This window comes from Desulfobacter sp., assembly GCA_028768525.1.
Lineage (GTDB): Bacteria > Desulfobacterota > Desulfobacteria > Desulfobacterales > Desulfobacteraceae > Desulfobacter.
The window spans coordinates 5,918,167-5,932,147 of the sequence record CP054837.1; the positions used below are offsets into that span (position 1 = coordinate 5,918,167).

A 13,981-nucleotide genomic window follows, 5' to 3' on the forward strand; every position below is an offset into this window, starting at 1 on the left:
TTTGTATTATCCCTTTTGTATTGTCGGGCCTTGACCTGACCGTCCTCCAGGGGTATGGTCCGGTCATGGACAGAAAAACCGCATTCGGCATACTGGGACTGCCTCCCCAGGCAAATTCAAGGCAGGTGAAGGCAGCTTTTCGTGCCGAGGCCAAGATCTGGCATCCTGACCGCTTTGCAGGAGACCCTGAAGGGGCCCGGCGGGCCGAGGCCAGGATGAAGGAGATCAACGCCGCCTTCATGAGCCTTAAGCCGTTGCTGGCTGAACCGGCAAAGCAGGAACCGGAGTGCAATGCGGCTGAAGCCGAATCCCACGTCCGGAAAAGGAATCCGAAAACTGAACCCGTTAAAGAATTCGGTGTTTTTTCATCTTTCCGTACCTTTTTTAAAAAACAGCCCGGGAGGACGAGGGAGCAGGCAAAAGTTCGTTCCCGAAAAATGAAAGTTGACCGAAAAATGAAGGCTGCCCCAAAAAAGCAAAGGGATTTCAAGTCGGTGTTCAATAGGGTGGCGCCGGGCCTTCATGGGAGTGCATGCCGTGAGGGCAGGGCGGTTCGGCGGCCGGCAATGCCCTATGACAATTACAGGCGTTACATGGCGTTGAAAAAGAGAATGAAATCAGTGCAGCAGCGATCCCAGGAAGGCGGCATCGGCAGGGTGGAAAAGATTTCGCCCGTCCGTCGGGTGGATGGCCTGGGAGAGTAGTACGCCACGCCGTACGGGCGCTTTTTTTTATTCAAAGGGAATGGCAGCCAGGATTTTTCCGGATTTCAATTCAACAAGGGCGGCGCCATTTGCGTCTACCATACCGTAGGTGGCCAGTTGGTTTCTGGGGGAAGTGATGCTGCCGGGATTCATCAGGATGAGTCCGTTCTGCCGTTCAAGGTGGCATAAATGGGTGTGTCCCTGGATCAGCACATCAAGCCCAATGGAATCTGAAAAGGCCCTGTGGCCGTGGTGGATGCCGATCCTTTTCCCAAATACTTCAAATATTTTTTCGTTTTCGTACCCCGGGCAAAAAGATGCCGCATCACAGTTTCCGTATACATAATGCAGGGAATGGTTCAAGGCCCGCAGATCCGAGCGGATTTCGTCCGGCTGAAAATCCGGATTTCCGTAATTACCATACCTGGTGTCGAATAAATCTCCGGCCACAGCCAGGCTGTCATCCCCGGAAAGAAGGGCCCTGACGGTCAGCCACGCTCCAAGGCTGCCGTGGATATCTGCAAATACCAGAAGCCTGGACATGGCGTTTAGGCTTTGTCCATCAGGCTGAGGGCGGCAATCCGTTCCACCACCGGGGGATGGGAATAGTTTAAAAAAACGAAAAAGGGGTGGGGGGTGAGGTTGGACAGGTTGTGGGCACTCAGCTTTTTCAGAGCGGATATCAGGGCACCGGGATTTTTAGTTGTCCGGGCGGCAAATCGGTCTGCCTGGTATTCGTCCTTCCGTGAAGCGGCCTGCATGATAATGGAAATTACGAGGTCGATGGGTGAAAAGAGAATACTGAAAAATACCAGTCCGGCATAGACCGAAGGCGTGTCCACGAAAAAGGCGCTGAACAGCCCCTGATGGTTGAGAAACAGGGAGAGCAGATAAAAGATGATACCCATCTGGCCGATCCCAAAGGCCAACCGCCGCTGAATATGCTTTTTTTTGTAATGCCCCATTTCATGGGCCAATACGGCCAGCAGTTCGTCTGTCTCCTGTTCTTTGATCAGGGTATCGTAGAGCACAATCCGCTTATTTTTGCCGAATCCTGTAAAAAAAGCATTGGATTTAGCGCTGCGTTTGGAGCCGTCCATGACAAAAATCTGGGTCAGGGAAAAGTCAATGGACCTGGCATAGGCGAATATGGCCCCTTTTAAAGGGCCGTCCTCCAATGGGCTGAACTTGTTGAACAGGGGCATGATCCAGGTGGGCACGATATACTGGATTCCCAGCAGAAAGATGCAGGTGACGCCCCAGCAGATCAGCCAGGCCCAGTCGCCAGCCGTCATGAAAAACCAGAAAATGGCCGAAAGCAGGGCTGCACCCAGAATAACGGAGAGCAGTATTGATTTAGCCATATCCAGTATAAAAAGTCCGGGTGTTGTCTTGTTGAACCCGAAACGCTCTTCAATGACAAAGGTGCTGTAAATTGAAAAGGGCAGGGCGGTAATGGATTTCAGGGCTGCCAGAATGCCGATGAAAAGCAGCCCGGACAGTACCGGGCCAAGTTCCAGGCCCCGGATGAAGTCATCCAGAAAACCGAATCCGCCCAGAAACCAGAACGCCAGCAGCAGTAACAGGTCTGCGCTGGCGGACACCAGCCCGAGCCGGGTGCCGGCTTTCAGGTAGGCTTGTGATTTTTTGTACCGGTCCTTGTCAAAAACATCTTCAAAGGACTGTGGGAGTGAGGCGGTTAAGTTGCCGATGTTCAGATAATCCGCTGCCAGATTCATCAGGTAGGCACCGATCAGGGTGGCGAGTATAATGGCAGTGATGGTTTGGTCTGTCAGCAGCATCGGCAACTGTCCTGTGTTGGTGTGGGTCAGGCGTTATTGATTTGGTCCCGGAGCTTGCCCGAGCATTTGAAGGTGACCACACGTCTGGCCGGAAGGACCATTTCTTCATCCGTTGCAGGATTTCTGCCCTTTCTGGCCTTTTTTTCATTAACGCAGAATTTTCCGAAACCGCTGATCATGATGTCTTCACCGTTTTCAATGGTTTCTTTAAAGATTTCGAGGAACTCTTCCATGATTTCATAGGTCTCTGTTCTTGAAAGGTTGAGTTGATCCTGTATCCTTTCTGCAATGATGGTTTTCGTTAATGCCATAAAATTTTACTCCTGCAATACCTTTTATAATATTAGGTATTCAAATATTGATTGTCATAAAAAAATGAAGTGCTAAAATACTTTAAAACCCGGGCCCTTGTCAAGGGAGATCGGTTATGTTTCGCGGACGGTTTCCATGGGCAATGCCAGGGGATGGTAACATGGCCTGTTTTAGATTGAGAATTCCCCCATAGTCTGGTATTTGTATGGAAAAAATGTTTGCCGCCATGCTATTATGTTAGCAGGTTTCGAATCCCGGAACAAAAATTCTGGAAATAACGGTTTTCACCACGGAGAAATGATGACACAGGTTGCAGCAATTACTCCCCTTGACGGAAGATATGCCAGGTTGACAGGGGAACTGGCAGAGATATTCAGCGAATCCGGACTGATCCGCCACCGCGTAAAAGTGGAGGTGGAATGGCTCAAGTTTATTATCAATGACCTGAAACTTGCCGGTGAACAGATACCGGATCTTTCGGCCTTGGACACTCTGGTTGAGTCTTTCTGTGAGGCAGACGCCCTGAGGGTAAAGGAAATTGAGCGCAAGACCAACCACGATGTCAAAGCCGTGGAGTATCTGATCAAAGAGAAAATGGATCAGGCAGGACTTGGGGAAATCCGTGAATGGGTCCATTTTGCCTGCACCTCAGAGGATATCAACAACACCGCTTACGGCTTGATGCTCAAACAGGGCAAAACCATTATTGCGGAGCTGCTTAAGGGGTATGTCTCCGACCTGGAAGAGAAAGCAACAGCGTATAAATCAGTTCCAATGATGTCCAGGACCCACGGTCAGCCCGCCACCCCCACAACTGTGGGCAAGGAACTTGTTAATTTTGCCTGGCGGATGAACCAGGAAATTGATTTTCTGGTAAATAAAAAGGTCCAGGCCAAAATAAACGGGGCAACCGGAAATTATAATGCCCATCTCTTTGCCTTCCCTGATATTGACTGGATCGGTGCCTCGGAACGCTTCATTTCCCGGCACCTTGATCTTGAACCGATTCTTTTTACCACCCAAATCAACCCCAACAGCGCCCTGTCCCAGGTCCTCCATGCCATGGTCCGGGCTGCCGCAACCATGATTGACTTTGACCGGGATATGTGGGGGTATATCAGTTTAGGCTATTTTAAGCAGCGGGTGAAGAAGGGCGAAACCGGCTCTTCAACCATGCCCCACAAGGTAAACCCCATTGATTTTGAAAATAGCGAAGGCAATATGGGAATTGCCATCTCCATGATGGAGCACCTGGCGGTGAAACTCCAGAAATCCCGGTTCCAGAGGGATTTGAGCGATAGTACCGTGCTTCGGAGCCTGGGATCTGCTTTTGGATATTTTGCCATCGGGGTTAAAAATGCCATGAAGGGACTGGCCAAGGTGGACTTGAATGCCGAGGTGATGGCCCGGGATCTGGCTGACAACCAGGAACTGCTGGCAGAACCCTTCCAGACTGTAATGCGGGTTTACGGGGAGGAAAATCCCTACGAACGGTTAAAAGATCTGACCCGGGGCCGGAAAATTGGCAAGGCTGAGCTGACCGCCTTTGTGGATGGGCTTGAAAAAGTCCCAGGCCCGGTGAAGCAGAGGATGGAAACCCTCAGCCCGGATACCTATATTGGCCTTGCGGAATCACTTGTGGACAGGTATTTTCAAAATAAATAATCAAGGAGAGAAATGGCAGATATGGGGCTGAAATCTCAAAAGGCAGTTGACGGCCCCCTTGAATTTGCCGGAGAAGACTCCCAACCCTGCGAGGAGTCCCTGCGACCGGAAGATATCGAGGGTGCCTGGAAAATTCTGATTGTTGATGATGAAAAGGATGTGCACGACATCACCCGGATCACATTGAAGGGATTCACCTTTGAGGACCGGGAAGTCGCAATGATCAGTGCCTATTCCGGGCAGGAGGTCAAAGCCATCTTTGATCAGGAACCCGATATCGCCATGGTCCTTCTGGATGTGGTCATGGAGGAGGAGGATACCGGGCTTAAACTGGTGGAATACATCCGGGAAAAAATGGAGAACAAAACTGTCCGGATCGTGCTTAGGACCGGTCAGCCGGGAAAAGCCCCCGAGCATGCCATCATTTCCAGGTACGACATTAATGAATACCGCACCAAGCCAGAGTTTACCGCCCAGCGTCTTTTTACCAGCGTAACCGCCTGCCTGAGGGCCTATAAAAACCTCAAGGCCATTGAGCGGAACCAGGAAGGCTTGGAGGCCATTATTAATTCCACTGCCCTCGTATTTAATCAAACCTCTTTCAGGGCCTTTGGCAGCCAGGTCCTTGCACAGCTTTGCCGTATCTTTAAATGCAAGGAGGAGGCGCCATTTTCTTCAGGTTTTTTTATCGGTATGCCCACAGGCAAGGTGCTGATGATTGCCGGGAGCGGTGAGTTTGAGGGCATGGACGGCACTCCCATTGAGGCTGTTTTGACCACAGAGGCACTTAATGAATACGTCCGTATTTCCAAGACCGGGGGCGAGGTGTTTGTGGCCGATACATATATCGAGACCTTCCGCACCAAAGAAGGGGTTTCCAGTGTGCTGCTGCTTAAAAATGCGGACCGTCTTTCCTCCGAAGACAGGTATCTGCTCCGGGTTTATGCCAACAACGTATCCATTGGCTTCGACAATATCACTCTTGCCAGGGAAATCATAAATACCCAGAAAGAGGTGATCTTGATTCTGGGGGAAGTGGTGGAAACCCGCTCCCAGGAAACCGCCCACCATGTTACAAGAGTGGCTGAGGTCTGTTACCTGTTGGCCAAAAAATACGGATTGGATGATGATGAGGCCGAGTTGCTGCGGTTGGCCTCTCCCATGCACGATGTGGGAAAAATAGGTGTGCCGGAATCCATCCTGAATAAGCCCGGCAGGCTTACCCGTCAGGAATTTGAAGTGATGCGTGACCATGCTCGTATCGGCCATGAGATTCTGAACAAATCAAACCGGCCCATTATGAAGGCGGCGGCCATAACAGCCTATGAACACCATGAAAAATGGGACGGTTCGGGATATCCCAGGGGGCTGAAAGGTGAAGACATCCATATTTACGGTCGTATTGCAGCTGTGGCAGATGTTTTCGACGCCCTGAGTCATAAACGGTGCTATAAGGAGGCATGGCCGGTGGAAAAGATCGTGGATACATTTAAGCGGGATTCAGGCAGCCATTTTGATTCCAAGCTTGTTGACCTCTTTTTAGGCCATCTTGACGAGTTTTACGAGATAAACCGCAGGTTTCCCGAGTAGGGCGGGGCATCCGCCAAAGGCATAACAGGTAATCAGGTGACGGGGAGTCCGCAATGGACCGGTTGCCTGCTTTTGATGACCGGACCGGTTTTGAAGCTTGAGATATACCAGGGGGCGGATTTGTACTCCAATTGATTGAGGCCCTTGGTTTCCAGTGAATTGATTGCCAGCGAAAAGGTGTGGTAATCAATTTCAATATCCTCCCAGCCCAGGTATTTCAGACGCTTGTTTGCCTGGCACAGGGACATATCAGGATTGACCAGAAATGCATTGGCAAGGCTACGAATAAAACCTGGAATCAGGGTGGGTTCCACCCCGTTTTCCATCAGTTTGAGCCTTAGTTTTCGGTCAATAATCGTCATTGTAGGTTTGTCCGGTTCGTGGTGAGTTTGTTTTTCGTCTGCCTCTGCGATTAAACTTCACGATAGTAGAGATTGATAACCGAGTCAAATCCGGTTATTGTTAAGCGTTTGAAAACAAGAGGAAAAAATGGGTCGGAAATACAATGGTTCCACGTTTTGCCTGTTGATAATCTATGTGGTTTATCTTTGAATTACGTTGAATTGCTGTGAATTGCTCCGTATTTTAAAGTTTCGTTTTGAATTTTGCGTGGAATGCCCGGCAGGCCAAAGTTTCGCTTTAAATATATGGGCCGGGGTGTTAATCTGCATTCCAAATTCAGTTGCAGGAGGTGGTATAAATGGGAGGCGACGCAAAAATGGAAGAACAGGGCCGGATCCTTCTGGCACTGGCCAGGGCCAGCATCGGAGAAAAACTGGGATTCGGTGACGTCCCTTCGGAAGGGGCGGAAACCCCGGAGTTTTTAAAGAAAAGACAGGGGCTTTTTGTCACCCTTCACATCCATGGGGCACTGAGGGGATGCATCGGGACCATTGAACCGGTGAATCCCTTGGGTGAAGGTGTTCGGGAGAATGCACGCCAGGCTGCGTTCAGCGATACCCGGTTTACCCCTTTGACGGCTGAGGAATTCCATGAGATGGATATTGAGATCAGTCTGCTTTCTCTGCCTGAAAAGCTCGGGTTTGCCAGCCCGGAAGAACTGGTGGATAAGCTTAAGCCCGGTATCCATGGGGTGATTATTAAAAGTAGAGGGGCCAGGGCCACATTTCTGCCCCAGGTGTGGGAGCAACTACCTGAGGCAGAGGATTTTTTAAGCCGTCTATGTATGAAAGCCGGGCTTTCGCCAACGGCCTGGGAAACGGATGTACCGGAGGTGTATACCTATGAAGTCCGGTCATTTTCTGAAAAAATATGATTTTTAACTTGTAAATTCCGGCAAAACAGGTACATTCGCTGCAAATTCAAAAAAAGCGGTATGACCGGATTAACAATTGTGTGAGTTTTAAATATGAGTGTAGATCAAGAACTTCTGGAAATGGTCCTGTCCATTAAAGAACTGGACGAGCTAAGCAATTTTTTTCAAGACCTTTTTACCCCGGCCGAGCTTGAGGATATTTCGCTTCGCTGGAAACTGCTCAAGGACCTCCACAGGGGGATGACCCAGCGCAAGATTGCCGAGAAGTACGGGATAAGCCTGTGCAAAATCACCCGGGGCTCCAAGGTGCTGAAAAACAAGGATTCAGTCATGCTGAAACTGCTGAATCAGTTCAACGATTAATCACTGGCGGTTAATCAGTTCCAATGCCAGTTCTGACCACAACTCCATATTAATCCCGCCAAGGTCATTGGTGGGCAGCCAGGTAAAACGGTACAACTCATCTCCGGGGAGATAGGCGTCAGGGGTTTCTGTCAGGATTCTGAATACAGCGCCCAGATGCACACTGCCCACCGGGGTGATATCTTCGCTGATGATTCCCATGAATTCAGGCCTGTCTTTTTTCGGCCGCCGGATAAGCTCTTCATCAAGTTCCCTTTCCATTCCTGTGATTAAAATGTCCTTGAAAGGGGGGCAGGGGCCTCCGTTGTCGTTATTACGGCTGTCAATGGGATTGATGTGGCCGCCGATACCCAATGACCAGAGGTCATGGAGGCGTTTTTCACTGCCTCTGCGGGTATAGGCGGCGGTGAGGGATCCGTCCCGGGTCTGGAGCAGGATATAGGGTATGATCTGTTTTCTGCCAGGGTCTTCCTCCGCCCCTGCCCGGTCGGCAAAGGCAAATCCACTCCGGCTGCACTGTTCGGTGAATGTGGTAATCTCCATGGGAAGAACGGTTTGTTTTTCAACCCATGCGGAGGGCAGGGTATTTCGGTTGATGCATAGTATTTGTTCACCGCCTGAGGCCATACGCTTTCCTTTTATGTTTAAAAAAAATTAGTGTTATTGTTTAAATCGGAATGGGCTTAAATAGCATAAATTGAGGTGAATTGCATGCCCACTGCCCTTTTCATGGCGATTTTTTTATGACTATGGTATGGGGAGACTAATTGATAACGTTTCCGGAGGTAGTTCATGCTCTTTCTTAATAAAAAAGATATTGCCCGAATTGATCGCGGACGGATTCAGGATGCTGTCCAAAGGGCCTATGAATTGATGAATAACGGCGGATTCAATATGCCTGACCGCATTCACGTGGGGGACGGGGACAATACGCTGCTGCTCATGCCCTGCTTTGCAGGGGATTACTTTGCCACCAAACTGGTTTCGGTATTTCCAGGTGCGGCGCAGATGGGGGTGCCGGTGGTGAACGGGATCATGACGCTTTCCGATAATATGAGCGGAAGGCCTTTGGCCATTATGGACGGTGCCGCCGTGACAGCCGAGCGCACAGGCGCCGTCGGTGGGCTGGCTGTAGACAGGCTGACGAATCCGGGATTAAAAACAGCAGGGATTTTCGGGGCCGGGGTCCAGGGGATGAGCCAGGCCAGGTATCTGCTGCTGAACCGTGAAATCAGCAGCCTGAGTATTTTTGATCCCAACAGGGCTGCCGCAGAGAAAATGGCTGAATCATTGGCGGCGGACTGTCCCGGGCTCACCTGTCGGGTGGCAGAGGATGCCGATAGCCTGGTTAAGGATGCCGCGCTTGTCATAGCGGCCACAACCAGTGCCAGGCCTCTGTTCAGTGATGACTGTGATTTGGTCAAGGGAAAAACCTTTATCTCCATCGGGTCCTTCAGGCCTGACATGAAGGAGTTTCCCGATGCTGTAATTAAAACAGCGGATCAGGTGTATGTGGATACCCCCTTTGCAGCAAAGGAATCCGGAGATATTTGTATTCCCCTGGAACGTAACATTGTGAAAGAAGATAACATCCATCCCTTTGCATCCTTAGCCGGGGCTGCAGGCGGTCAAGCTGCCGGTACCACCTTCTTTAAATCCGTGGGCATGGCCCTGTTTGACCTGGCCGTGGCTGCCGTGCTCTATGAATTGTCAAAAGAAAATGGTTTCGGTGTTGAACTTGATTTTTAAAAATTCAGCATTTGTCATGTTTTCAGGGTGCTGGTCTGGAAAAAAGGGAAAATATTGGAAAGGGTGTGTGGAGCGGGAAACGGGATTTGAACCCGCGACTTCGACCTTGGCAAGGTCGCACTCTACCACTGAGTTATTCCCGCTCAGCAAATGTCTTGTCAGCAAAAAAAGAAATGGAGCGGGAAACGGGATTTGAACCCGCGACTTCGACCTTGGCAAGGTCGCACTCTACCACTGAGTTATTCCCGCTCAGCTGAAGACGGAAGCATATCTACAGGAATCCTTATGGGATGTCAAGCAAAGAGTTGGATTATTTTTTACTAAATTTTTAACGCATTGATATAAGAGGGAAATGGAAATAAGAAAAGTATTGGTTACCGGCGGCGGTGGTTTTCTGGGCAAGGCCATTGTGAAAAAATTAGTAAGGGAAAAAATAAAGGTTTGTTCTTTTTCACGACAACGCTATCCAGATCTGGATGAACTCGGTGTAACCCAGATCCAGGGGGACCTGACCAAAAGAGAAGAGGTGCTCCCGGCAGTCAAGGGGGTGGATACGGTATTTCATGTGGCAGCCAGGCCCGGTATGTGGGGCAGATGGGAAAGCTATTATGATGTCAATGTCCGGGGAACGCTACATGTGATTGAGGCCTGCAGGCAGAACAACGTGTCCCGTTTGATCCATACCAGTTCTCCGTCAGTGGTGTTTGACGACGCGGATATGGAAAATGTCGATGAGTCTGCGCCCTATCCGGACCGATACCTGGGACCTTACCCGGAGACCAAGGCGCTGGCGGAAAGAGAGGTGGTCCGGGCGGCCAAAGCGGGACTGCCGGCGATCATTTTAAGGCCCCACCTCATTTGGGGGCCGGAGGACAACCATTTGCTTCCCAGGATCGTCAGCCGGGGAAAGCGGTTAAAAATTGTGGGCCGTGTGGACGATCTGGTGGATACCATCTATGTGGACAATGCGGCGGATGCCCATATTCTGGCTGCGGAAAAGCTGGCGGTGCAGCCTGAATTGTCCGGGAATATTTATTTTATCAGCCAGGATGACCCCATATCAAAATGGACCCTGGCCAATGAATTTTTGGCCGCGGCCGGGAAACCGCCGATAACAGGCCGTGTTTCTGCGAAAACTGCCTATGCGGCAGGGTGGGTATTTGAAAAGATCTACGGGCTGCTGGGCATTCAAAGCGATCCCCCCATGACCCGCTTTGTGGCCAAGGAACTGGCCACTTCCCATTGGTTTGACATTTCAAGGGCCAAACGGGAGCTGGGATATGCCCCGGCGGTGTCCACGGAAGAGGGCCTGAGACGGTTGAGGGCCTGGCTTTCAAAAGGAGAATAATATGCACGCCAATCCCGGGCTCCGGCAGATTGTAAAGAAAACAGGACGGGTATTATGGCAGGCGGCCAAGGATTTTCAACGGGACCAGTGCGCCCTGAGTGCATCGGCCCTATCCTTGAACACTCTTTTTGCCATTGTGCCGGTGATGGCCATGGCCTTTGGTATCGCAAAAGGTTTCGGGTTCAGGGAATACCTTGAAAACGAAGTGATGACCCTGTTTGCCGGCCAGGAGGAAATCGCTGCCCGGGTGCTGACTTTTTCCAATAATCTGCTGGAAAAAACCCAGGGAGGATTGATGGCGGTCCTGGGCATCCTCCTTTTGCTTTACTCTCTGGTTAAACTCATGGCCACCATTGAGGGGACATTCAACCGGATCTGGTGGGTGGCCGACGGCCGCTCACTGATCCGGAAGATCACCGATTATCTTACCATCTCCCTGGCTGCCGGGCTGCTGGTCATTCTTTCCGGCGGTGTGAATATTTTTGTTTCCACCCGGCTTGAAAAACTGCTTGCTGCCCTGGGCCTGCCCCTTGAAGGGATGGTTTCCTTTGGATTTAATCTTTTTCCCTATTTGTCTACCTGGATTCTGTTTATTCTTTTTTACATGATCATGCCCAATAAACGTGTAGATGTGAGGGCGGCCGCAGCAGGTGGTGTCATTGCCGGTACTTTGTTCCAGTTCCTTCAGCTGGCCTACTTGAAGTTTCAGGTGGGGGTGGCCTCCTACAATGCGATTTACGGCAGTTTTGCCGCGCTCCCCCTGTTTTTAATTTGGCTCCAGACATCCTGGATCGTATTGCTTTTCGGCGCTGAAATTGCTTTCGAGTGGGAAAATACGGATTTTCACCTTTCCAGGGATATAAATCCGGAGACCCTGAGTCCCAGGTCCCGCAAATTTTTCATGCTGTGCATTGTCCGCCTGTGTGTGGGACGGTTTGTCAGGAACGGTCCGCCTGTGACCCATAAACAATTATCCCGGGAATTGGATCTCCCCCCTGCCGTTGTCCGCCATCTTCTGGAAATCCTGGTGGCCTCCCAGGTGTTGTTTGAAGTAAATCCGTCCGGAGATGCGCCTGCCGGTTATACACCGGCCATGGATGTGGAATGTATGAGCATCATGGATGTCCTCTCTGCTGTGGAGAGACAGGGGGATGATGTGGCGGTACCGGACGGTGCGTTTGTGGCCAGAGCCCTTGAGGAGAGCCTTGAGCGTTTTGAAGGCGCGGCCCGGAAGTCTGCAGGGGAAAGGAAAATCAAAGATATCTGATTTCAGGAGGTCGTGATCTTGAAAAATTCCTTGATTTCAGGCTCCTTGCGTTTTAGCTGGTCTATGGTCAGCCGGAGCACGGATTCCCCCACGCCGATTTTTTTTGGGGCATTTTTAATGCTGACCGGAACCGGGTTGCCTGAATGGCCCACCCCAGCTTTCTGGGTGAGATAATCGGCCAGATTGATGATCAGGGCCTGGTGTTTATACTGAACCGGCGAGGATTCCGGGTTATGGTGGAACCTGCAGGGGATCATGATGGAGGCAGGGAAATTCCACCGTTTCATGAGAAGGGCCGAAAGCACGGCATGGTCCAGTTTTAATACGGCATTTTCACTGAAATATAAGGGCTTTTTGTTTTCAATGGCAAATTGCCTGGCCTTCAGGTAGTCCTGCTTGAAATATACCGAAAAGATAACCTTGCCCATGTCGTGGAGCAGGGCGGGGATGAAAATTTTTCCGGCAATGCCGGGGTTGGTCCGTTTAGCCAGTTCCTTTGAAACGGTTGCCACTCCGATGCCGTGGATCCACAGGGCCTTCATGTCCAGGGTGAGCCCAGATTTTGAACTGACGCTGGATAATATCCCCATGCCCAGTGCAATGCCGATGATTTCATCAAATCCAATGACGGAAATGGCCCGTTTAATGGTTTCCACCTTGGTTTTCTGGGCATAATAAACGGAATTGGCCAGTTTGAGCAGCTTGTTGGTCATGCCCTGGTCGTAGGCAATGACCTCTGCCAGTGTTTCTGTGGTGGTGTTTTCATCGGAGGCGATACTGATAATCCGGTCAACGACCACAGGGAGGGTGGGCAGGTCGCTCTCCCGTTTCTGGATCATCCTGAGAATTTTATTTTTTACGTCCATCTATTCCTTGGGGTCGTACGTGTTCAAAAATACCTTGTCTCGGTTCAGCGTGTCAGCCGGATGTCCTTTTTTGGTCTCATCAGGATACCCGATGGCAATAATGGATTCAATCATTAAATTATCGGGAATGCCCAGTAATTCTTTAATATAGGTATCAGCACTTATTGTGGGGGCCTCGTCGGATATGGCATGCTCCCTGTTTCGAATCTGTATCCAGCAGGACCCCAAATCCAGGGAAGATGCTGCCAGGTGGATAAAGGCCGATGCAATTGAGCAGTCTTCCACCCAGACGTCGGATGCAGATGCATCTCCGCAGACCACAATGCCCATGGGCGCATTTCTCAGGAAAGCCGCGCCATGGGGTTTGGACCGGGATAGTTTCTCCAGCATTTCGGGGGTGTCTATTAGGATAAACCGCCAGGGATTGAAGCTCCTGGATGAGGGGGAGCGCAGGGCGGCTTCTATCAGCAGCTTCCGTTTTTCTTCTTCAATGGGACGGGTGGTGAATTTTCGAACGCTTCGCCGTTTTCTGATAAGGTTGAAAAAACTAGAATCAGATGACATTTAGCCTCCTGGTTGTACCGTTTAATGGAACCGGGTGATGTTGATATTGCCCCGGGCATTCATTTCATCGAATTTTCTGCGTAAAAACCGTTTGAACATGTTCCTGGTATAGGGCCAGAGCAGCAGCAGCCCCATGCAGTCCGTGAGCAGGCCAGGGGTGATGAGCACAAGGCCGGCAATGAGGATAATCAAAGCATCAATAAGTTCTTCTGCCGGCATGATACCCTGGTTAAGGTTCTGGCGCACCTTGAACATGGTGTTCAGGCCTTCCATACGGGCGAGCCAGGCGCCTGCAAAACCGGTTAAAATCACCAGCAGTACGGTATTGAATCCACCGATGACCGTTCCCAGGTTAATTAAGAGATAGAGTTCTATGACCGGGATAAGGGTGAAACACAAAAAAAGTTTTAGTAACATGGATGACTCCAATAAGGTTAATGTCTTAAAGCATAATGGCGATGAAAGCGGTTTTGTC

The 13,981-nt window shown here is 50.5% G+C and carries 16 protein-coding genes and 2 tRNA genes; 8 read left to right on the forward strand and 10 right to left on the reverse strand.

Features of this window, described 5'->3' with window-relative positions; genetic code table 11:
* Nucleotides 1-65: 65 nt before the first annotated feature.
* Nucleotides 66-704, forward strand: a complete 639-nt coding sequence (locus tag HUN04_26120; protein ID WDP93008.1) for a DnaJ domain-containing protein — start codon at nt 66-68, stop codon at nt 702-704.
* A 27-nt stretch (nt 705-731) separates the two neighbouring features.
* Here the strand turns inward: HUN04_26120 and HUN04_26125 are convergent, their stop codons facing one another.
* From HUN04_26125 to HUN04_26135, 3 genes are read right to left on the reverse strand one after another with little or no spacing between them, the layout of a single operon-like run.
* On the reverse strand, nt 732-1,247 hold the full coding sequence (locus tag HUN04_26125; protein ID WDP93009.1) for a YfcE family phosphodiesterase: 516 nt from the start codon (nt 1,245-1,247) through the stop codon (nt 732-734).
* 5 nt (nt 1,248-1,252) lie between these two features.
* Nucleotides 1,253-2,506 carry a M48 family metallopeptidase gene (locus HUN04_26130; GenBank protein ID WDP93010.1) on the reverse strand — a complete coding sequence of 418 codons (1,254 nt, stop codon included), beginning with the start codon at nt 2,504-2,506 and terminating at the stop codon, nt 1,253-1,255.
* A 26-nt stretch (nt 2,507-2,532) separates the two neighbouring features.
* Complete coding sequence (locus HUN04_26135; protein ID WDP93011.1) at nt 2,533-2,817, reverse strand: integration host factor subunit alpha; 285 nt, start codon at nt 2,815-2,817, stop codon at nt 2,533-2,535.
* Nucleotides 2,818-3,118: 301 nt separating this feature from the next.
* Between HUN04_26135 and purB the strand changes: the two genes are divergently transcribed.
* Together purB and HUN04_26145 are read left to right on the forward strand one after the other, a co-directional pair.
* Nucleotides 3,119-4,483, forward strand: coding sequence for an adenylosuccinate lyase (gene purB / locus HUN04_26140; GenBank protein WDP93412.1), 1,365 nt, complete (start codon nt 3,119-3,121; stop codon nt 4,481-4,483).
* Nucleotides 4,484-4,495: 12 nt separating this feature from the next.
* Nucleotides 4,496-6,073, forward strand: a complete 1,578-nt coding sequence (locus HUN04_26145) for a DUF3369 domain-containing protein (GenBank protein WDP93012.1) — start codon at nt 4,496-4,498, stop codon at nt 6,071-6,073.
* A 32-nt stretch (nt 6,074-6,105) separates the two neighbouring features.
* On the opposite strand, the gene HUN04_26150 is transcribed toward HUN04_26145, so the two are convergent.
* Nucleotides 6,106-6,435, reverse strand: coding sequence for a hypothetical protein (locus tag HUN04_26150; GenBank protein ID WDP93013.1), 330 nt, complete (start codon nt 6,433-6,435; stop codon nt 6,106-6,108).
* Nucleotides 6,436-6,773: 338 nt separating this feature from the next.
* Between HUN04_26150 and amrA the strand changes: the two genes are divergently transcribed.
* Both amrA and HUN04_26160 read left to right on the forward strand, forming a co-directional pair.
* Nucleotides 6,774-7,349, forward strand: coding sequence for an AmmeMemoRadiSam system protein A (gene amrA / locus HUN04_26155; GenBank protein WDP93014.1), 576 nt, complete (start codon nt 6,774-6,776; stop codon nt 7,347-7,349).
* 93 nt (nt 7,350-7,442) lie between these two features.
* Complete coding sequence (locus HUN04_26160; protein WDP93015.1) at nt 7,443-7,712, forward strand: transcriptional regulator; 270 nt, start codon at nt 7,443-7,445, stop codon at nt 7,710-7,712.
* Here the strand turns inward: HUN04_26160 and HUN04_26165 are convergent, their stop codons facing one another.
* Entirely contained in the window at nt 7,713-8,339 is a 627-nt protein-coding gene (locus HUN04_26165; protein ID WDP93016.1) for a phosphoesterase, read from the reverse strand.
* Nucleotides 8,340-8,504: 165 nt separating this feature from the next.
* Between HUN04_26165 and HUN04_26170 the strand changes: the two genes are divergently transcribed.
* Nucleotides 8,505-9,461, forward strand: a complete 957-nt coding sequence (locus HUN04_26170) for an ornithine cyclodeaminase family protein (protein WDP93017.1) — start codon at nt 8,505-8,507, stop codon at nt 9,459-9,461.
* 68 nt (nt 9,462-9,529) lie between these two features.
* Here HUN04_26170 and HUN04_26175 read toward each other — a convergent pair.
* A tRNA-Gly gene (locus HUN04_26175) sits at nt 9,530-9,604 on the reverse strand.
* A gap of 31 nt (nt 9,605-9,635) precedes the next feature.
* Nucleotides 9,636-9,710, reverse strand: a tRNA-Gly gene (locus tag HUN04_26180).
* A 103-nt stretch (nt 9,711-9,813) separates the two neighbouring features.
* Here HUN04_26180 and HUN04_26185 point away from each other — a divergent pair.
* Together HUN04_26185 and HUN04_26190 are read left to right on the forward strand one after the other, a co-directional pair.
* Nucleotides 9,814-10,809, forward strand: a complete 996-nt coding sequence (locus tag HUN04_26185) for an NAD-dependent epimerase/dehydratase family protein (protein ID WDP93018.1) — start codon at nt 9,814-9,816, stop codon at nt 10,807-10,809.
* Between the two features lies 1 nt (nt 10,810).
* On the forward strand, nt 10,811-12,076 hold the full coding sequence (locus tag HUN04_26190; GenBank protein WDP93019.1) for a YihY/virulence factor BrkB family protein: 1,266 nt from the start codon (nt 10,811-10,813) through the stop codon (nt 12,074-12,076).
* A 2-nt stretch (nt 12,077-12,078) separates the two neighbouring features.
* Here the strand turns inward: HUN04_26190 and HUN04_26195 are convergent, their stop codons facing one another.
* The 3 genes from HUN04_26195 to HUN04_26205 are packed head-to-tail and all read right to left on the reverse strand — an operon-like array spanning nt 12,079 to nt 13,923.
* A complete protein-coding gene (locus HUN04_26195) occupies nt 12,079-12,942 on the reverse strand; it encodes an HDOD domain-containing protein (GenBank protein ID WDP93020.1) in 864 nt (287 codons plus the stop codon).
* Nucleotides 12,943-13,506, reverse strand: coding sequence for a nitroreductase family protein (locus HUN04_26200; protein ID WDP93021.1), 564 nt, complete (start codon nt 13,504-13,506; stop codon nt 12,943-12,945).
* Between the two features lie 21 nt (nt 13,507-13,527).
* The gene (locus HUN04_26205) at nt 13,528-13,923 is read right to left on the reverse strand and encodes an FxsA family protein (protein WDP93022.1); all 396 of its coding nucleotides are present in this window, start codon (nt 13,921-13,923) and stop codon (nt 13,528-13,530) included.
* Nucleotides 13,924-13,981: the final 58 nt, after the last annotated feature.

Excerpts from the sequence above, each read along its gene's own strand:
- HUN04_26150 (WDP93013.1), bottom strand. The coding sequence starts at position 6,435 with ATGACGATTATTGACCGAAAACTAAGGCTCAAACTGATGGAAAACGGG.
- HUN04_26185 (WDP93018.1), top strand. The coding sequence starts at position 9,814 with ATGGAAATAAGAAAAGTATTGGTTACCGGCGGCGGTGGTTTTCTGGGC.
- HUN04_26190 (WDP93019.1), top strand. The coding sequence starts at position 10,811 with ATGCACGCCAATCCCGGGCTCCGGCAGATTGTAAAGAAAACAGGACGG.
- HUN04_26165 (WDP93016.1), bottom strand. The coding sequence starts at position 8,339 with ATGGCCTCAGGCGGTGAACAAATACTATGCATCAACCGAAATACCCTG.
- HUN04_26200 (WDP93021.1), bottom strand. The coding sequence starts at position 13,506 with ATGTCATCTGATTCTAGTTTTTTCAACCTTATCAGAAAACGGCGAAGC.
- amrA (WDP93014.1), top strand. The coding sequence starts at position 6,774 with ATGGGAGGCGACGCAAAAATGGAAGAACAGGGCCGGATCCTTCTGGCA.
- purB (WDP93412.1), top strand. The coding sequence starts at position 3,119 with ATGACACAGGTTGCAGCAATTACTCCCCTTGACGGAAGATATGCCAGG.
- HUN04_26125 (WDP93009.1), bottom strand. The coding sequence starts at position 1,247 with ATGTCCAGGCTTCTGGTATTTGCAGATATCCACGGCAGCCTTGGAGCG.
- HUN04_26120 (WDP93008.1), top strand. The coding sequence starts at position 66 with ATGGACAGAAAAACCGCATTCGGCATACTGGGACTGCCTCCCCAGGCA.
- HUN04_26205 (WDP93022.1), bottom strand. The coding sequence starts at position 13,923 with ATGTTACTAAAACTTTTTTTGTGTTTCACCCTTATCCCGGTCATAGAA.
- HUN04_26195 (WDP93020.1), bottom strand. The coding sequence starts at position 12,942 with ATGGACGTAAAAAATAAAATTCTCAGGATGATCCAGAAACGGGAGAGC.
- HUN04_26145 (WDP93012.1), top strand. The coding sequence starts at position 4,496 with ATGGCAGATATGGGGCTGAAATCTCAAAAGGCAGTTGACGGCCCCCTT.
- HUN04_26170 (WDP93017.1), top strand. The coding sequence starts at position 8,505 with ATGCTCTTTCTTAATAAAAAAGATATTGCCCGAATTGATCGCGGACGG.
- HUN04_26135 (WDP93011.1), bottom strand. The coding sequence starts at position 2,817 with ATGGCATTAACGAAAACCATCATTGCAGAAAGGATACAGGATCAACTC.
- HUN04_26160 (WDP93015.1), top strand. The coding sequence starts at position 7,443 with ATGAGTGTAGATCAAGAACTTCTGGAAATGGTCCTGTCCATTAAAGAA.
- HUN04_26130 (WDP93010.1), bottom strand. The coding sequence starts at position 2,506 with ATGCTGCTGACAGACCAAACCATCACTGCCATTATACTCGCCACCCTG.